Origin of the sequence: Actinomycetospora succinea, assembly GCF_004363095.1 — a bacterium.
Classification (GTDB): domain Bacteria; phylum Actinomycetota; class Actinomycetes; order Mycobacteriales; family Pseudonocardiaceae; genus Actinomycetospora; species Actinomycetospora succinea.
In genome coordinates, this window is sequence record NZ_SNYO01000001.1 from 1,284,327 (window position 1) to 1,302,611 (window position 18,285).

Genomic DNA, 18,285 nt, shown 5'->3' on the forward strand with positions numbered 1-18,285 from the left:
CCCCGGCGTCGAGCCGACGGTGGCGGCGGGCGTTGCGCCGTCGTTGCGCCGCCGTCACGGCACGACCCGGGAGAGGTCCTCGGCGAGGTGCCGCCACCCGTGCGCGCGGGCGGCGGTGAGCAGCGGCGCGAGCGTCTCGCGGGCGCGGGCCTCCCGGCCCCGAGCCATCCAGGCGCGCGCCACCGAGACGTAGGCGTCCGCCCCGAGCAGCCACGCCGTCGCCGGCGGGGCGGTCACGCCGGAGAGCAGGCGGTCGGCCTCGAGCAGGGCGGTGTCGGCGGGCACGCCCGCACCGTCACCGTCGCCCGCCTCCGCCAGCACCGCGAGGCACCGGGCACGGCAGGCGGCCACGGCGTCGGGCCCGGCGAGCGCGAGGCCGCGGTCGGCGAGCAGCCGGGCCTCGGCGACCTCGCCGCGCGCGAGCAGCGTCGTGGCGAGCAGCGCGCAGGACGTCGGCGTCCACCACCGGTGCCCGGCGTCCCCGTTGCGCAGCAGCGCCCGGCGCCCCGCGTCGACGGCCTCGTCGAGCTGGCCCTGCTGGCGCGCGACCCACCCGAGGTGGGCGAGGAACCAGGCGTCGTGGCCGCCGAAGCCGGAGTGCCGGGTCACGGCCATCGCCTCGGCGATCCGCTCGCGGGCCTCGTCCCACCGACCGGCGGCGATCGCCGGGAACGAGCCCTCGAACACCGCCCACTGCAGGACCGCGCGGTCCGGGAGCCTGCGGGCCAGCGGCTCCAGCTCGTCGATCACCTCGGCGAGCTCGTCGAGCATGCCCGTGTAGGCGTAGGCGGCCTTGAGCCCGTCGAGGCCGACGAGCAGCGCGTGGTCCCCGGCGTCACGGCCGGCGGCGACGGCGCGTCGGCCCTGGTCGATGGCCTCGCCGAAGCGCAGGTCGTTGGTCGCGAGGATCGCGAGGCGCCCGCGCAGGTCGGCCTCGGCCCCGCGGTCACCGAGGCTCGCGGCACGGCGCAGACCCGTGCGCAGGTGTGTCACGCACTCGGCGGGCGGCACCCCCAGCGCGATCGGGACGTCGCCGCCGAGCTGGCGCAGCACCGCCATCTCGAGGCGCCGGTCGCCGGCCTCGCGGGCCGCCGCCGCGGCGCCGCGCAGGTCGCTCCACGCCTCCTCGTGGCGCTCGAGGCCCTCGCGGGCACGGGAGCGGGCCACGAGCACGCGGCCGGTGATCTCGTGGTCCCCGGCGCGCTCGGCGGCGGCGAGCGCGCGCCCGTGCAGCGACTCGGCGTCGCCCATCGCGCCGCGGCGCGCCGCGGTCTCGCCGGCCAGCAGCAGCGCGCGGGCCGCGCGCGGCCAGTCCTGCGCTGCGGCCGCGTGGGTGCCGGCGGACTCCGGGGTGCCGGCCAGCAGGTCGGCCGCGCGGCGGTGGTGCAGGCGGCGCACCGGGGCCGGGGTGGTGGCGTAGAGGACCTCGTGCACGAGGTCGTTGGCGAACTCGTAGGTCGCGCCGGTCGGGAGCAGCAGGCGCGCGGCGGCGGCCCGTTCGCAGCGCCGGGCGATCTCGGGCACCGGCAGCTCGAGCAGCCCCGCGGCCACCTCGGGGTCGACGGCCGCGCCGAGCACGGCGCCCGCGCGCAGGAGCTCCTCCACCTCGTCGCCGAGCCGCCGGACGCGCGCGAGCACGGCGGCCTGCAGCGACTCCGGCACCCCCGACCCGGGCGCGGCGAGGCCCCGGAGGGTCTCGACGACGAAGAGCGGGTGGCCCCGGGTGCGCCGGTGGATCGTCGCCCCGAGGTCCCGGCGTCCGGCGCGCTCGGCGAGCAGGGTGACCGCGGCGGCGTCGAGCGGACCGAGGTCGAGGCGCTCGCCGACCGTGTCGAGCTGCGCGAGCGCCTCGGCGCCCTCCTCCGCGCGCACGGTGGTCAGCACGAGGACCCGGGCGCCGGCGGGGCGCAGGGCGAGGAAGTGCAGCAGCTCGACGGTGGCGAGGCCCGCGTTCTGGAGGTCGTCGAGCACGAGCAGCAGGGGAGCGGTGGCGGTGAGGTCGGCGAGCAGGGCCGCGAGGGCGGCGAAGACGCGGCGGGGCTCCGCGTGGTCGTCGGACCCCGGGCTGCCGAGGTCCGGGAAGAGGCCCGCGAGCGCCGGCGGGACCGGGGCGGCGAGCACCGGGCCCAGCGCGTCGACGAGGGGCTGGAGGAACAGCGAGCGCTCGGCGCCGTGGCACCGCGCCGCCGCGACCCGGCCCCCGGTGGCCGCGGCGAGCCCCGCGACCTCGCCGGCGAGCCGGGTCTTGCCGATGCCCGCCTCGCCGGCGAGCAGCACGAGCCCGGACGTCCCGCGCGCCGCCGCGTCCCAGCGCTCGGTCAGGCGGGCGATCTCGGCGTCGCGCCCGACGCAGTGCGACGCCGGGACGGGGCGCGCGGTGGTCGCGGCCGGCCCGGTCGGCGGGCGCTCCTGGAGGAGGGCGAGGTGGTCGTCGCGGGTCTCGGGCGCCGGTTCGACGCCGAGCTCGTCGGCGAGGGCGGTCCGCAGCCGGTGGTAGAGCTCGACCGCCCGGGACGGCTCGCCGGCCTGGCGGTGGGCGCGCATGAGCAGGCGGTGGGCCGTCTCGTCGAAGCGGTCGGCGGCCACGGCGTCGGCGGCGGTGCGCCGGGCCCGTGTCGCGTCGCCGGAGCCCAGCGCCGCCCGGGCGTCGGCGTGGCGCGCGCGGCGCAGCAGCTCGCGCCACTCGTCCCGCGCGGCCGCGACCCAGGGCTCGTCGGCCTCCTCGGGCAGCGGCTCCCCGGTCCCGAGCAGCCTCAGGGCCCGCGCGGCGGCGCTCGCCGCGAGCCCCGGGGCGGCTGCCGCGAGGCGCCGGTCGGACTCGTCTAGCAGGCGCGCGGCCTCGTCGAGGTCGACGACCACGGTCGGCGGGGCGCCGAGCCGGTAGCCGCCGCGGTCGCCGAGCAGGATGTCCGGCTCGAGGCGGCTGCGCAGGCGGCTGACCAGCGTCGCGACGCCCGCGGCCGGGCTGCGGGGCGCGTCGCCGTTCCACAGCTCGGCCGCGAGCTGCTCGCCGGTGAGCACCGCCGGGCGCCGCGCCGCGAGCAGGGCGAGCAGCCGCCGCTCCTTGGGGCTGCCGAGGCGCAGCGCCTCGGGCGGTGAGCCCCGCTCCACGCGCAACGGCCCGGCCAGCCGGACCGTGACGCTCATCACGACAGTGTGCGACCAGCGTCGTCGGCGGGGCAATGCGGACATCGCCCGATCGGCCGTATGTGCTGACTACGCGTAGTCGTTCGGGCTACCCGCCGAAGGACGCCGGCTGCCCCGTCGCCTCGAGCACCGACATCCACAGGTCGCCGTCGGGGTCGACCTGGTTGCGGTGCGAGGTGATCAGCCGCATCGGGATGTGCACGAACCGGCGCCGCCAGCGCACGACCACCGTGTCGGTGCGCCCGGCCATCCCCGCGTGCACGGCGGCGTGGGCGAGGCGGACGCAGTAGACGCTGTCGTAGGCGTTCGCGGCGACGCTGCGGATCGCGTAGCTGGGGTCGAGGTAGCGCACGGTCGGCGGCAGCCCCGCCTCGGTGAGGTGCTCGGTGAGCTTCTCCTTGAGGAAGAGCCCGATGTCGCCGAGCTTGGCGTTGCCCGACGCGTCGGTCGTGCGGCCCTCCTGCTCGAGGAGCTCCTGGCCCGCGCCCTCGGCGACCACGACCACGACCTGCCCGTGGCGGCGCACGTGCTCCTCGACCCGTGCGAGCAGGCCGTCCGGCCCGTCGAGGACGAAGGGCACCTCGGGGATGAGGACGACGTCGGCGTCGTTGTTCGACAGCGCCGCGTAGCAGGCGATGAAGCCGGAGTGCCGGCCCATGAGCTTGACGATGCCGACGCCGTTCTCGGCGGCCTGCGACTCGACGAACACCGAGGCGATGAACTCGGTGGCCTGCGCGAACGCCGTCTGGAACCCGAAGCTCTGGTCGGTGTAGGGCAGGTCGTTGTCGATCGTCTTCGGGACCCCGACCACGGCGACGTCGAGCCCGCGCGCGTCGATCTCCTTGGTGATCTTCATGGCGCCGCGCATGCTGCCGTCGCCGCCGATCACGAAGAGCACGTCGATGCCCAGCTCGACGAGGGTGTCGACCATCTCCTCGGCGTCCTGGTCGCCGCGCGAGCTGCCGAGGATCGTGCCGCCGTCGTTGTTGATGTCGCGGACGGCGTGCAGGTCCAGCTCGACGACGCGCTCGCGGTGCTGGCGGGTCAGGCCCGCGTAGCCGTTGCGGAAGCCGTAGATGTGCGCCACGTGGTAGTGCTCGGTGAGCTCCTGCACGATGCCGCGGATGACGTCGTTGAGGCCGGGGCACAGCCCGCCGCACGTCACGATGCCGACGCTCGTCGCCGCCGGGTCGAAGTAGACCTTCCGGCGGGGCCCGGCCGCCTCGAGGCTCGGCAGCCGCTCGATGGGCGCGCCGCGCCCGAGCAGCACCGAGACGGTGTCGTCGACGAGGACGCGGTCGTCCTCGTGGACGTAGTGCGGCGACGTCTTCTTCGTCGCCAGCATCTCGGCGAACGGGGAGTCGTACCGGCATTCGCCGAGGGTGCGAACGCGCAGGTCGTCGAGCTCGAGCGTCACGGGAGGCTCCCAGGTCGATACGTGGCTGGGTCGTCGTGGCGGACCGGCGCCGTTACCGGCTCTGTATCGTTCACGATAACCGAGGAGCACCCGCCGTCCCGTCCGGGAACCGGCGGACCAGCTCACTGCGCGAGCGGAGGCCGAGCTTGCGGTAGACGCGGGTCAGGTGGTTCTCGACGGTCTTGCGGGAGACGAACAGCGCGGCCGCCGCCTCGTCGTTCGACCGGCCCTCGGCGACGACCCGCGCCACCTGGAACTCCTGGGGCGTGAGCGCCGCCCAGGCCGTCCGGGCGGGCGCGCCGCGCGGGGAGGGCACGCCCGCCGCCGCCAGCTCGGACTCGGCGCGCGCGGCCCAGGGCCGGGCCCCGAGGGCGACGAACGCGGCGTGCGCGTCGCGGGCGGCCGGGCGGGCCGCGGTCGGGCGGCGCAGCCGGCGCAGGCACTCGGCCTCGGCGAGCAGCGTCCGCGCCCGCTCGAAGGGCTGGTCGCAGCGGTCGTGGGCCGCGCGGGCGCGCGCGAAGCAGGCGGCGGCGTCGTCGGGGTCGTCGGCGAGGAACCCGCGGCACCGGTGCGCCGTCGCGGCCGGGAACGCGAGGCCGGTCGCCGTCTTCGGCTCCCACCAGGCGAGGACCTCGCGGGCACGGTCGGTGTCCCCGGCGCGGACCAGCGCCTCGACGAGGTCCGGGCCGTAGGGCACCACGTTGCTCGCCTCGAGGCCGTCGGCGAGCGCCCGGCGGTGCGCCGCCTCGAGGTGGTCGACGGCGTCCTCGGCCTCGCCGACGACCAGGGCGGCGAGGCCCTCGACCGCGGGGGCGTAGGTCTGCAGGCAGTCGATCCCGTGCGAGCCGACGGCGCCGAGGACGTGCCGGGTGCTCTCGCGGCTGCGCTCGACGTCGCCGGTGAGCGCGTCGAGCCGGGCGAGGACCATGGTCGCGATCGCGCCGGTGCCCGCCTCGCCCCGCTCCTCGGCCCACTGCCGGGCCTCGACGGCATCGGCGCGCGCCGCGGGCCAGCGTCCGCGCCAGAGGTCGAGCTCGGCGCGGATCGTGTGCCCGTAGGCCAGCATCGACGCCGCGCCGTGGCGTCGCCCCGCGGCGAGGACGGCGCCGACCCGCTGCTCGGCGTCCTCGTAGCGCTCGGTGTGGACGGCGACCTGGGCGAGCTGCGCGCGGTGCTGGAGGGCCCAGGGACCGGTGTCGTCGGGGTCGGGGCCGTCCAGGGCGGGGACCTCGCCGCCGAGCACCTGCGCGCACGTCCGGGCCGGGCCCGCCGACCCCGGCGCGAGGGCGGTCGCCCGGTGCGCGAGGTCGAGCATCGCGTGGACCCGGCCCGCCATGCCCGCCGGCATCGTCGCCTCGGTGTAGAGCACGGCCGCGGCGTCGGCGTCCACCGGGGCGACGCGCTCGGCCGCGCGCACGAGGTCGGCGTGGGCGCGCCGGGGATCGCCGAGCCAGGCGGTCGCGCGGCTCCGCACCATCTCGACGCGCGCCGCGAACCGCACGTCACCGTCCAGGGCGAGGGCCGCCTCGGCGTGGCCCGCGGCGAGGTCGAGCGCGCCCGCCAGCAGGAACTCGCGGGCGGCCTCCAGGAAGCGGTCGGCGCGGTGGCGGCGGTCGGCGGTGAGCTGCGCGCCCCGGGCCCACGCCTCGCCGGCGCTGCGGTGACCGCCGAGGTCGGCCGCCGAGCACGCCGCCGCGGCGAGCTGCGCGGCGACGGCGTCGTCGGTGCCGTCGACGGTCGCGGCGAGGTGCCAGGCCCGTCGCGCGCCGGTGGTGCGGGCGGCGAACGCGGCGTGGACCCGGCGGGTGACCACGGGGTCGACGCCGAGCACGACCGCGCGCAGCAGGGGATGGCGCAGCACCCGGCGCCCGGCGTCGTCCCGGAGCAGGCCCGCGCGCTCGGCGAGCTGCTGGTCGCGGACGGACACCCCGAGGTCGTCGAGCACCCGGTCCACGACGGCCTCGTCCGCCGACCCCGCGCCGGCCACGACGGCCAGGGCCGTGCGCGCCGGTTCGGGCAGCCCCTCGAGCGCGGTCCGCCACAGCGCCTCCAGCGCCGGTCCGGGCCGGGGCTCGTCCCGCCGGTCGCCGGCGAGGTGGCGCGCGTTCTCGACGAGGGCGAGGGGGTGGCCGGCGAGGTCGTCGACGAGCCGGTCCAGGGCGATCGGCGGGAGGCGCTCCGCGAGCGGGCCGAGGAGCAGGCGGCTCTCCTCGGCGCCCAGCCCGTCGAGGTCGACGACGACGGCGCCGGGGACCGTCCGGCTCCGGTCGCGGGTCGCGAGCACCAGGGCGACGCGCGCCGACCGCAGCCGCCGGGCCACGAACAGCAGGACCTCGACCGACGGGGTGTCGGCCCACTGCAGGTCGTCGACGACCACGAGCAACGGCCCGGCGTCGCCCGCCGCCTCGAGCAGGCCGAGCGCGGCGGCGCACACCGCCAGCGACCCGCCGGCGCGCCCGGCCCGGAGCGCGACGCTGACCTCGAGCGCCTCGCGCTGGACGTCGGGGAGCGCGGCGAGCGAGCCGCGCAGCGGCAGTACGAGGTCGGCGAGCACCGCGAACGGCAGGTGGGACTCGGTCTCGCTCCCGGCGACGCGCACGGTGCGTGTCCGCGAGCCGATGCGGGCGAGCAGTTCGGACTTGCCGATCCCCGGCTCGCCGCGGACGAGCGCCACCCGGTCCGGGCCACGCCCCTCGACGAGCGCCGTCAGCACCTCGATCTCGGCGTCCCGCCCGACGAACGTCGGCGTCTCGGTCGTCGCGGCCATCGTGTCCCCCGATGGTGGCAGCGGGGCGTGCGTGGTGGGTGGGACACAGGATGCCGCTGGTCCCGCGGGCGGGTGTGCCGCCTTTCGGGTCGGACGTGGGGGATTTCCCCGGTGCTCGGGAATGGCGTCCTACGCCGTCCGACGGAATGGACGACCGTGCGCGATCGATCGATCACCGGGCGGAAGAACCGGACGTGCGGTACGGACGGCCGGCCATGCGCGCCGTGGCCGATCGCCCACTCCTCGCGACTTTCATCCCGTCGACGCGGGAGTTCTCCCCACTGCCGACTTCGTGCACGGAGCGGAATCGTCGAAAGCGGACAGGTTGGGGGACGCCGTGGCGACACGGGCGCTGTCCAGGTCGAGCCAGGGCGACGACGCGCTGCTCTCCGAGACCCCCGACGCGGCACCGCCGACGTCACACCACGGTCCCAGGAGGAAGCGCATGAGCCAGAGCACCGGACCACGTCGCGTGATCGCCCGCAGGCGACACGGCAGCCACGCCGTCGTCGACCAGGCGAAGGACCTGGACGAAGCACTGAGGGAAGGCGCGCTGGAGCTCACGAAGGACGTCCAGGACGACGAACTCGCCCACGAGGTCGACGGCCCCTCCGCGCTCGCCGCCGCCGGCGCCACCGACTTCGACTACCTCCTGCCGGGCCTCGCTCAGATCCCCGCCAACCTCCTGCCGTCCGACACTGCGACGGTCACCCCGGCGCTCGACGCCCTGGGTGAGGCGATGATCGAGCAGGGCGCTTCGCTGGGGAACGCGCCGATCGCCCCGATCCACACCTACTGGGGGCAGTTCGTCGACCACGACCTGACGGCCGCCACGGACAACGACCTCCCCATCACGATCCAGGGCGACGCGGTCACCGTCGTGCCCCCGGACGACGTCATCGCCCAGCTCAAGAACGGTCGGAACCCCGCTCTGAATCTCGACTCGGTGTACGGCGACGGGCCGTTCGCTCCCGAATCCTCCACCGAGGTCGTGGTCCCTTATCAGCAGGCCGACAAAGCGAAATTGAGGCTCGGCACCCTGACGCCGCTCCACGGCGCCGCCGGAGTGCGCATCCCACCGGTCGACGACATCGAGCGCGACCTGCCCCGGGTCGAACAGGCCGTGACGGGCGGCCTGGACCTCCGCACGCCGCTCATCGGGGACGGCCGCAACGACGAGAACCTCGCGGTCGCCCAGTTGCACGTGGCGTTCCTCCGCTTCCACAACAACGCGGTGGACTGGGTCCGCGCCCACGAGCCCGAGCGCACCGGGGTGGGCGAGGTCTTCGACAGGGCGCGACAGCTCGTGCGCTGGACCTACCAGTGGCTGTGCGTCCACGACTATCTGGACACCGTGCTGAGCACGGGGACCGTCGACCAGGTCCTCGCGACCGAGGACGGTCTCCTGGGACGACCGTTCATGCCGCTCGAGTTCTCCGTCGCGGCCTTCCGCTTCGGGCACAGCATGGTGCGCGGCGCCTACGACTGGAACCGCAACTTCGGCCAGGGCGACTTCGTGCCGGAAGCGGGCCTGGACCTCCTCTTCGCCTTCACGGGCCGGGGTGGCCTCGCCCCGCCGGGAACGCCGCCGGCGCAGTTCCCACCGACGCTGCCCGACAACTGGCCCGCGGAGTACGGCCGCCTGGTCCTGCTCGATCCGTCCTTCCCGAAGCGGGCCGCACGGCCGATCGACACCCACCTCGCGGACCCCCTCGCCGACATGGTGAACCAGGTCCCGGACACCACCCCCGCACCCGGCCCGGACGTCGCCGAGCTCCTCAAGCACCTCGCCCGACGGAACCTGCGCCGCGGGTACGCCATGAGCATCCCGACGGGCCAGGCCGTCGCCGTGGCGCTCGGGCTCCCGGTGCTGTCCTCCCAGGAGATGACCGGCGGGCTCGACGCGGGCGTGCAGACGGCGCTCGAGGCCGGCGGCTTCGTCGACCGCACGCCGCTGTGGTTCTACGTCCTGCGCGAGTCCGAGGTGCGGTCGAACGGCCACGCCCTCGGACCGGTGGGCAGCCGGATCGTCGCCGAGACGATCATCGGCCAGATCCGCAACGACCCGCGCTCGTACCTCAACCAGACGGCGTGGACGCCTGCCGACGGCGTCACGTTCCCGGACGGTTCTGCTGTCACGTCGATCGCGGACTTCATCCGCTTCGCGGGGTTCCCGGTATGAGCACCACGCTGCACGAGCAGCAGGACCTCGCCGCCGCGCGGTACAACGACCGCGCGGCGGAGCGGGCGGAGACCGAGCGCAAGCAGGAGGCGACGGGCACGCTCGTCGTCGACGACCCCGCGCAGATCGAGGCCCGGGCCGAGCGGCTCCTGGGCGACGCGGTCGGGCCGCGGGCCGTCCGGCAGGCCGGCCGGACCGAGGGCGTGCTCGAGCGGATCATCGCCGAGAACGACCTCCAGCCGAGCCTCTTCCTCGGGCGCGGGACGGCGATCGCCGAGTCGGTCGGCCGCATCTCGCTCTCCGACGGCGGCGCCGGGACCGGCTTCCTCGTCGGCCGGCGGCTCCTGCTGACCAACAACCACGTCCTGCCGGACCTCGCCACCGCCAAGGACGCGTTCGTCGAGTTCGACTTCGAGCTCGGGCCCGACGGGCGGCCGGAGCAGCCGGCCGCCTTCGACCTCGACCCGGGCACGCTCTTCCTCACCGACGCCGGGATCGACGCGAGCCTCGTGGCCGTCGCGCCCGCGAGCGGCGTCGTGGCCGGCGACAGGTACGGGTGGAACCGGCTGCTCAAGCAGCAGGGGAAGATCGTCATCGGCGAGGCCGCGAACGTCATCGGCCACCCCTCGGGGCGCCGCAAGGAGATCGCGGTCCGCCACAACCGGTTGCTCGACCAGCTCCCGGACTTCCTGCACTACGAGGCCGACACCGAGCCGGGCAACTCCGGGTCGCCGGTCTTCAACGACCAGTGGGAGGTCGTCGCCCTGCACCACTCCGGCGTCCCGAGGACGAACGACGCCGGGCAGTGGCTGACCGCCGACGGCAGGGTGTGGGACCGGTCGATGGGCGACGCCGCCGTGGCCTGGGTGGCCAACGAGGGCGCGCGGATCTCGGTGGTCCTCGCCCGGCTGCGCGCCCTGGCCACCACGCCGGCGCAGGTGGCGCTGCTCGACGAGCTCGGCGCCGAGGCCCTGGTCGGCGCGGCGCCGACCGAGGCGGCGAGGACGGCGCCCGAGGCCGCCGGGCGTCCCGGTCTCCGCGGCGTGCCGGAGACGCCACCGCACCTCGTGTTCCTCCACGGCCGGTCCCAGCAGGGCCGGGACCCGGCCGTGCTGCGGGCCGACTGGGCCGGCGGCCTCGCCCGCGGGCTGGGCGGCGTCGGCCGCGCGCCGGTCAACCCCGCGCGCGTCTGGTTCCCGTACTACGGCGATCTCCTCGCCGGGCTCGCCGACGCGTCGGCCACCGAGCGGCTGGTCACCGCCGACGGGAGGGGGACCGTGGCCGAGCAGGTGGCTCCCGTCGGCACGTCCGCCCGCGCCACCTACGCCGAGCTCATCGAGGACGCGGCCGCCCGCGCCGGGTTCCGGCCGACGGCGACGGCGCGCGAGGGGATCGGGGACCTCCTCGCGGGGCTCCAACCCGCCCTGTCGTGGCTCGCGAACCGCAGCCGCCTGGACGACGTCGTCATCGCGGCGGTGTTCCGGGACGTCGCGCTGTACCTCGACGACGACCGGGTGCGCGGCCAGGTCCTCGACACCGTCCTCGCGACCTTCCCGACCTCCGGGCCGGTCACGCTGGTGTCGCACAGCCTCGGCACCATCGTCGCGCTGGACCTGCTCACCCGGGTGCCGCCCCAGGTCGACCTGCGGCTCCTCGTGACCGCGGGCAGCCCGCTCGGCATGGACACCGTGACCAAGCGCCTCCTCGGCGACGGGCCGCACCGGCCCGCCGTCGGGCGGTGGGTCAACGCCTGGTGCCCGGCGGACGCCGTCGCCATCGGGTGCCCGCTCGCGCCGACGTGGGGCGGCGGGGTCGAGGACGTCCAGACGGACAACGCGACCGACCGCGCCCACGCGATCACCGAGTACCTCGCCGACCTGCGGGTGGCCTCGGCGATCGCCGACACGGTCTGACACGGCACGCCGCCACGGCCCGGCCGTGGCGGCGTGCCCACGCACAGCGAGGGGGGAGGGTCGTGCCCGACGACCCGGCACAGCACGGCCGGTGGGACCCGGTGATCGGCCTGCCCGACGTGGCGATCCACCTCGCCGTCCTGCCCACGGGGAAGGTCCTCGCCTGGGGGCGACGGCGCGACCCGCAGGGGAGCATGCACCAGCAGGGCTGCGCCCCGTTCGTCTGGGACCCGGCCACGGGCACGAGCACGCCCACCGACGAGCCGGCCCGCGCGGACGGCACCCCGGTCAACCTCTTCTGCTCCGGCCACGCGCTCCTCGCCGACGGCCGGCTGCTGGTCGCGGGCGGCCACGTCACCGACGGCGACGGCCTCGACCAGGCGTGCGTCTACGACGCCGGGCAGGACACCTGGACGCCGCTGCCGCCCCTGCGCAGCGGGCGCTGGTACCCCGGCGCGGTCACGCTCGCCGACGGCCGCGTGCTCGTGATCTCCGGCAGTCACCAGGACGGGCCGGACCAGCCCGTCGAGCCGATCCCCGAGATCTGGGACGGCGCCACCTGGCAGCCGACGCGCGACTTCCAGGGTCTGCCGCTCTACCCGCGCGTCCACCAGCTGCCCGACGGCCGGGTCGGCATGGTGGGCTCGAACGGGGAGACCACGGCCCTCGACACCGCCGGCGCCGGGACGTGGTCCACGCTCGGGACCCGCGCCCAGGGCGAGCGCCAGTACGGACCGGCCGTGATGGACGCGCCGGGCAGGGTCGTCTACCTCGGCGGCGGCAACGACGCCGGCGACCACCGCCCCACCGACCGCTGCGAGAAGATCGACCTCACGACGCCGACCCCGGCCTGGACGCCGGCGGCGACCATGGCCTTCCGCCGCCGTCAGCACAACGCCACCCTGCTGCCCGACGGCACGGTCCTGGTCACCAGCGGCACGAGCGGCCCCGACTTCAACGACCTCGCGCCCGGCGCGCCCGTGCACGCCGCCGAGCTCTGGGACCCCGCGACCGACACCTGGACGACGCTGGCGAGCGAGGACGTCGACCGGTGCTACCACGCGAGCGCCGTCCTGCTGCCGGACGCCACCGTCCTGTCCGCCGGCGGCGGGGAGTTCGTCGTCGGCGCCACGCCCAACGCCCCGCAGGACACCCACCGCGACGCGCAGGTCTTCCGGCCGCCCTACCTCTTCCGCGGCCCGCGCCCGGCCGTCGCGGCGGCCCCGGACGTCATCACGCCGGGGGAGACGTTCACGGTGACCACCGACGACCCGGGCATCGCGGCCGTGACCCTCGTCCGGCTGTCCTCGGCCACCCACACGCTCAACACCGACCAGCGCTTCGTCCGGCTCGCCGCCACGCCCGACACGGCCGACCCGCGGACGCTCGCCGTCACCGCCCCCGCGAGCTCCGCCGACTGGCCGCCCGGACCCGCCATACTCTTCGTGCTCGCCGCCGACGGGACGCCGTCGCCCGCGCACCTCCTGCGGGTCGCGACGGGTGCCCCACCACCGGCTCCACCGCCCGCGGCCCCGGAACGCGCCACGAGGCGCCGCCGGCGCGCGACGGGGACGGCGGTGACGGTCGGGCTCACGGCCCAGTGCCCGTACGGCCTCGGGCCCTGCTGGGGCGGCGCCTACACCGCCCTCGGGCACCTGGAGGGCGTCGGCGACGTCGACCCCGTCCCGGACCACGCCGACCAGACCGCCCGCGTCGTCCTCACCCACCGTGGCCTGCCCGACCTCGCAAGCTGGCCCGGGCAGCTCGCCGCGCGCGCCAACGCCAGCTACGTCCTGCGCGGGGTCGAGGTCACGCTGCGCGGGTCGCTCGGCGGCGACCCCGGCGACCCGCACCTGACCTCCCCGGACCTGGCCGAGCCGCTGCGCCTGCACCGGATCGCGCCGGGCCACCACGTGCCGTGGGACCTGCGACGGCGACGGCGGCGCTCGCTCACCGCCGACGAGCGCGACGCCCACCGGCGGCTCCTCGCCGTCCGGGCCGACCGGCCCGGCACCACCGTGACGGTGACCGGCCCGCTGCGGCTCGTGCGAGGCCGGGCGGTGCTCTCGGTCCGGACCGTCACCGAGGACCACTGAGCGAGGAGTCCACCGACCGGGCTACGGTGCGGCGGCCCTGCCACCGCCATCCGGAGGAACCATGCCCGACGACATCGTGGTCACGCGCACCGTGGACGCCCCCGCCGAGCGTGTCTGGGACCTGGTCGGCGACCCGGCCCGGATCGGCGCCGTCTCCCCGGAGTGCCACCGCGTCGACTGGCTCGGCGGCGCCTCCGGCCCGGCGCCCGGCGCGCGGTTCAAGGGCCACAACCGCAAGGGCCTGCTGCGCTGGTCGACCACCGGCACGGTCGTCGAGTACGCCCCGCAGCGCGAGATCAGCTGGGACGTCGACCTGATGGGCCAGTCGGTGGCGCGGTGGGGCTTCCGCCTCACCCCCGAGGGTGGCCGCACGCGCGTCGAGCAGTTCTGGCAGGACAGGCGCAGCCCGCTCGCCAACGTCGTCGGCCGGGCGCGGGCGTGGGACGTGCCCGCCGCCAACCGCCGCGGCATGGAGGAGACGCTCGACGCGATCCGGCGCCGCGCCGAACAGGGCTGAGGGCCCTCAGGCGTCCAGCGTCGCCAGGCTCTCGAACCCCGAGAGCTGGAGGACCCGCCGGGTGTGCGAGCCCGGCGGCACGTCGACGCGCAGCTCGATCTGCAGCACCTCGAGGCGCGCGGCCAGCGCGAACAGCACGCGCAGGCCGGCGCTGTCGATGTACTGCAGCTCGGCGAGCTCGAGCGTGACCACGTTGGTCTCGTTCGGGATGGCCGCGGCGAGCCGCTCCTCGACGTCGTTCGCGTTCTCGAGGTCGACCTCGCCCCCGATCGTGATGCGCACGTCGGGACCCTCGGGCCGGACGACGACGCTCGCGTCGGTCATGGCACCTCCCCCGTGATGTGGCGCCGGAAGGTCACGGTCGTGCCGCCGGCGCCGGCGATCACGTCCATCTCGTCGGTGCACTGCCGGATCAACGCCGTGCCGCGCCCGCGGTTGTGTCCACGGGCCGAGCGCCACCGGCCGTTGTCCCGCACCGTGGCCACCACCGACCCGCCCTCGCGCTCCATCTGCAGCGTCAGCGTGCCGCCCGCCGGCCCGTAGGCGTGCTCGACGACGTTCGAGGCGGCCTCGCCGACGGCGACGAGGACGTCGGCCATGTCCTCGCCGGTGGCGCCCGCGGCCCCGAGCCAGCGCCGCACCGAGGAGCGGATGTCGGCGAGCACCTTCGGCACGGCGGGCACGACGATGTTCAGCGGGACGACGGCCGGCGTCACGCCCCGCCGGATGACGAGCATGGCGACGTCGTCGTGCACCGAGTCCCCACCGATCATGCGGTGCAGCACGGCGGCGCACACCGCCTCGGGGTCGGTGTCGGCGTCGACCACCTCGCACACCGCGTCCAGCCCGACGTCGAGCGAGCGCCCGCGCCGCTCGACGAGGCCGTCGGTGTAGAGGAAGAGCATGGACTGCGGCGGGAGCTCGATCGTCGTCGTGCGCCGCGGCGGGCCGACCGACACCCCGACCGGCAGGTCGACCGGGACGTTGACGAGGGCCGCCGGGTGCCCCGAGCGCGCCATCACCGGCGGCAGGTGGCCCGCCGTCGACAGCGTCAGCGACTCCAGCGACGGCTCGACGATCGCGTAGAGCACGGTCGCCATGACGTTGTCCTCGAAGTGCTGGACGTTGGCGTCCAGCCGTTCGATGACCTCCGCCGGGTCCTCCTCCTCGAGCGCGAACGCCCGCAGGGCGCTGCGCAGCCGCCCCATGATCACCGCGGCCTGCAGCCCGCGGCCCACCACGTCGCCGATGACGATCCCGAGGCGCCCGGACGGCAGCCCGAACACGTCGTACCAGTCGCCGCCGAGCCCGCCGGCCTCGCCGGGGACGTAGCGCGCGGCGAAGTCGACGCCGGTGACCCGGGGCAGCGCGCCCGGCATGAGGCTGCGCTGCAGCACCGACGCCGCGGCCCGCTCGAGGCCGGTGAGGTGGGTGCGCGTGGCGAGGGCGATCCGGTCGGCCGCGGTCTGGAGCAGGTCCGCGTCGTCGGAGGTGAACAGCCGCGGGCGCAGGGTGCCGACGTGCAGGACGCCGAGGACGCTGCCCTCGATCAACAAGGGGACGCCAAGCAGCGAGCGGATGTCCTTCTCGCGAAGGATCGGGTTCATGACGTTCGAGTGGTCGACCTCGTCGATGACGACGGGCCGGCGCTCGGCGGCGATGCGCCCGGCGAAGCCCTTCCCGACCGGGATCCGGACGCCCTGGCGCACCTCCTCCTCGATGCCGCGGGCGGCCGTGGCCACGAGGTTGTCGCCGGCGGCGTCCAGCAGGAGGACGGCTGCCGTGTCGGCCTGGAGCAGGGCACGGACGCGATCGAGGAGCTCGACCAGGAGGTCCTCGGTGTCGAGGTGCGCCAGGGTGGTGTCGGTGATCTGCTCGATGCGTCTGAGCCGATCTTCATCGGTGACGGGGCTCGACGCTGCCATGGGGCCGAACGCTAGTACGCGCGCCCTTTGTCACGAAACGCTCGTGGCCCCGAAACGAATCGGCGTCGGAGTGATGACGCCGGGCGGCGGGCCCGTCGGTCCTCCCGGCTAGCGTGGCGGGCGTGCGACTGGCGACGTGGAACGTGAACTCGGCCAAGGCGCGCGAGCCGCGGCTGCTCGGCTGGCTCGACGAGCGCGCGCCCGACGTGGTCTGCCTGCAGGAGACCAAGCTGTCCGACGAGGCGTTCGCCGAGTCGTTCGCGGCGCCGCTGGCCGAGCGCGGCTACGCGGTCGCCCACCACGGCGAGGGCCGCTGGAACGGGGTCGCCCTGCTCTCGCGGGTGGGGCTCGACGACGTGGAGGAGGGCCTGCCCGGCGGACCCGGCTACCCCCACCAGGAGGCCCGCGCGGTCACCGCGACGTGCGGCGGCCTGCGGGTGACGTCGGTCTACGTGCCGAACGGTCGCGACCCCGACGACCCGCACTACGCCTACAAGCTCGAGTGGCTCGCCGCCCTGCGCGACCGCGTCGAGGCCTCCGGGGCGGACACGACGGTCGTCGCCGGCGACTTCAACATCGCCCCGGCCGACCCCGACGTCTACTCCGTCGAGGCGTTCGCCGAGTCCACCCACGTCACCCCGCCCGAGCGCGAGGCCCTCGCGGCCCTGCTCAAGACCGGGCTGCACGACGTCACGCGCGAGCGCTGGCCCGACGAGCGCGTCTTCACCTACTGGGACTACCGCGGCGGCGCGTTCCACCAGGACCGCGGCATGCGCATCGACCTGGTGCTCGCCGGCGAGCCCGTGGCGAAGCGGCGCGCGGCGCTCTGGGTCGACCGCCAGGCCCGCAAGGGCACCGGACCGTCCGACCACGCGCCGGTGATCCTCGATCTCGACGAGGCGCCCGACGGCGACATCGGCCCCGTCGTGCCGCCGCCCTCGTTGGGGGCCAAGAAGGGCGGCTCGCGCAAGAAGTAGCGCTCACGCCCCCCGCGCCGAGCGGAACGCGGCGCCGGCCTGGTCGAGCTCGACCACCGGCGCGGGGTAGTCGAGCTCGCCGTCGTGCTTCCACGGCTCGTGGATGCGGCTGCCCTCGAGCTCGGCGAGCTCCGGCACCCAGTGGCGCACGTACTCGCCGTCGGGGTCGTAGCGCTTCGCCTGGGTGATCGGGTTGAGCACGCGGTTCGGGCGCGTGTCGGTGCCGGTGCCCGCCACCCACTGCCAGTTCATCTGGTTGTTGGCGACGTCGCCGTCGACGAGGTGGTCGAGGAAGTGGCGGGCGCCGAGGCGCCAGTCGAGGTAGAGCGACTTGGTCAGGAAGCTCCCGGTGATCAGCCGCAGGCGGTTGTGCATCCAGCCCTCGTGGTGCAGCTGGCGCATGCCGGCGTCGACGATCGGCACCCCGGTGCGGCCCTCCGCCCACGCGGCGAACTCGTCGTCGTCGCGGCGCCACCGGTCGCCGCGGTCGCGGTAGTCGTGCGTGGCGGCGCGCGGGACGGCGGCGAGCGTCTGGTGGTGGAAGTCCCGCCACGCGAGCTGGCGGACGAACTGGGCGGCCGCCTCCTTCTCGGTGCCCGCCCGCCGCGCGACCTCCGTCGGCGACAGGCACCCGAAGTGGAAGGACGGCGACAGGCGCGACGTCCCGTCGCGGGCCGGCAGGTCCTGGCCCTGCGCGTACTCGTCGATGCGGTCGAGCCAGTCGTCGAGCCGCGCGCGGGCCGCCTTCTCGCCGCCGGGCAGGAGGCCCGGCGCGGTCTCTCCGTCGGCGAGGTCCTTCGGCTTCGGGACCGCGCCCGCCGTCAGCCCCTTCGGGAGGGCGAGACCCGTCGGCGGGTCGAGCGGCTCGCGGGTCTCCACGTCCGCCCACTTCCGGTGGTACGGCGTGAAGATCTTGAAGTGGTCGCCGCCGGTCGGGGTGACGGTGCCGGGGGACACGAAGGTGACGACGGCGTCGTGCACGACGAGCTCCCGGGGCTCCAGGGCCTTCTCGAGGGCCTCGCGGCGGCGCCCGGCGTAGGCGCTGACGTCGCCGGCGACGTGGACGGCGGTCGCGTCGACCTCCTCGGCGATCTTCCGGACCTCCTCGGCCACGTCGCCCCGCCGCACGACCAGCCGGGCCCCGGCGTCGCGCAGGCCGGCGTCGAGGTCGGCCAGCGACTCGGCGAGGAAGCGCGCCCGGTTCGGCACCCGGAAGCCCTCGATCGCGTCGTCGACGACGAACAGCGGCACGACCTGCCCGTCCCCCTGCTCGGCGGCGGCGTGGAGGACGGGCTGGTCGTGGACCCGCAGGTCACGGGTGAACAGGCACACGGTCGTCACGTC

At 75.9% G+C, this 18,285-nt stretch carries 11 protein-coding genes; 5 read left to right on the top strand and 6 right to left on the bottom strand.

From position 1 onward, the window contains the following. Positions 1-54 precede the first annotated feature (54 nt). The 3 genes from EV188_RS06175 to EV188_RS06185 form a co-directional block, all read right to left on the bottom strand. Positions 55-3,147: an ATP-binding protein gene (locus EV188_RS06175; protein ID WP_166659730.1), complete on the bottom strand. Its 3,093-nt coding sequence runs from the start codon at positions 3,145-3,147 to the stop codon at positions 55-57. Positions 3,148-3,235: 88 nt separating this feature from the next. After that, positions 3,236-4,564 (bottom strand): ATP-dependent 6-phosphofructokinase, encoded by a 1,329-nt coding sequence (locus EV188_RS06180; RefSeq protein WP_133825270.1) that lies wholly within the window; start codon positions 4,562-4,564, stop codon positions 3,236-3,238. A gap of 70 nt (positions 4,565-4,634) precedes the next feature. Continuing rightward, positions 4,635-7,331 (bottom strand): helix-turn-helix transcriptional regulator, encoded by a 2,697-nt coding sequence (locus tag EV188_RS06185; protein ID WP_133825271.1) that lies wholly within the window; start codon positions 7,329-7,331, stop codon positions 4,635-4,637. Positions 7,332-7,776: 445 nt separating this feature from the next. Here EV188_RS06185 and EV188_RS06190 point away from each other — a divergent pair, with 445 nt between their 5' ends. The 4 genes from EV188_RS06190 (at position 7,777) to EV188_RS06205 (ending at position 14,039) form a co-directional block, all read left to right on the top strand. Next, the gene (locus tag EV188_RS06190; protein WP_133825272.1) at positions 7,777-9,513 is read left to right on the top strand and encodes a peroxidase family protein; all 1,737 of its coding nucleotides are present in this window, start codon (positions 7,777-7,779) and stop codon (positions 9,511-9,513) included. After that, a complete protein-coding gene (locus EV188_RS06195; protein ID WP_133825273.1) occupies positions 9,510-11,426 on the top strand; it encodes a trypsin-like serine peptidase in 1,917 nt (638 codons plus the stop codon). The genes EV188_RS06190 and EV188_RS06195 overlap by 4 nt, the downstream gene beginning before the upstream one ends. Before the next feature lie 62 nt (positions 11,427-11,488). Then, positions 11,489-13,522, top strand: a complete 2,034-nt coding sequence (locus EV188_RS06200) for a glyoxal oxidase (RefSeq protein WP_133825274.1) — start codon at positions 11,489-11,491, stop codon at positions 13,520-13,522. A 61-nt stretch (positions 13,523-13,583) separates the two neighbouring features. Further along, complete coding sequence (locus EV188_RS06205) at positions 13,584-14,039, top strand: SRPBCC family protein (RefSeq protein WP_133825275.1); 456 nt, start codon at positions 13,584-13,586, stop codon at positions 14,037-14,039. A 6-nt stretch (positions 14,040-14,045) separates the two neighbouring features. Here the strand turns inward: EV188_RS06205 and EV188_RS06210 are convergent, their stop codons facing one another. Further along, the gene (locus EV188_RS06210) at positions 14,046-14,363 is read right to left on the bottom strand and encodes an STAS domain-containing protein (protein ID WP_133825276.1); all 318 of its coding nucleotides are present in this window, start codon (positions 14,361-14,363) and stop codon (positions 14,046-14,048) included. Continuing rightward, the gene (locus EV188_RS06215; protein ID WP_133825277.1) at positions 14,360-15,964 is read right to left on the bottom strand and encodes an ATP-binding SpoIIE family protein phosphatase; all 1,605 of its coding nucleotides are present in this window, start codon (positions 15,962-15,964) and stop codon (positions 14,360-14,362) included. The genes EV188_RS06210 and EV188_RS06215 overlap by 4 nt, the downstream gene beginning before the upstream one ends. A 122-nt stretch (positions 15,965-16,086) precedes the next feature. On the opposite strand from EV188_RS06215, the gene EV188_RS06220 reads away from it, so the two are divergent. Beyond that, a complete protein-coding gene (locus tag EV188_RS06220; protein ID WP_133825278.1) occupies positions 16,087-16,941 on the top strand; it encodes an exodeoxyribonuclease III in 855 nt (284 codons plus the stop codon). 3 nt (positions 16,942-16,944) lie between these two features. Here EV188_RS06220 and EV188_RS06225 read toward each other — a convergent pair whose 3' ends face one another. Then, positions 16,945-18,282, bottom strand: a complete 1,338-nt coding sequence (locus EV188_RS06225) for a cryptochrome/photolyase family protein (RefSeq protein WP_133825279.1) — start codon at positions 18,280-18,282, stop codon at positions 16,945-16,947. Positions 18,283-18,285: the final 3 nt, after the last annotated feature.

Excerpts from the sequence above, each read along its gene's own strand:
- EV188_RS06175 (WP_166659730.1), bottom strand. The coding sequence starts at position 3,147 with ATGAGCGTCACGGTCCGGCTGGCCGGGCCGTTGCGCGTGGAGCGGGGC.
- EV188_RS06205 (WP_133825275.1), top strand. The coding sequence starts at position 13,584 with ATGCCCGACGACATCGTGGTCACGCGCACCGTGGACGCCCCCGCCGAG.
- EV188_RS06195 (WP_133825273.1), top strand. The coding sequence starts at position 9,510 with ATGAGCACCACGCTGCACGAGCAGCAGGACCTCGCCGCCGCGCGGTAC.
- EV188_RS06185 (WP_133825271.1), bottom strand. The coding sequence starts at position 7,331 with ATGGCCGCGACGACCGAGACGCCGACGTTCGTCGGGCGGGACGCCGAG.
- EV188_RS06210 (WP_133825276.1), bottom strand. The coding sequence starts at position 14,363 with ATGACCGACGCGAGCGTCGTCGTCCGGCCCGAGGGTCCCGACGTGCGC.
- EV188_RS06215 (WP_133825277.1), bottom strand. The coding sequence starts at position 15,964 with ATGGCAGCGTCGAGCCCCGTCACCGATGAAGATCGGCTCAGACGCATC.
- EV188_RS06190 (WP_133825272.1), top strand. The coding sequence starts at position 7,777 with ATGAGCCAGAGCACCGGACCACGTCGCGTGATCGCCCGCAGGCGACAC.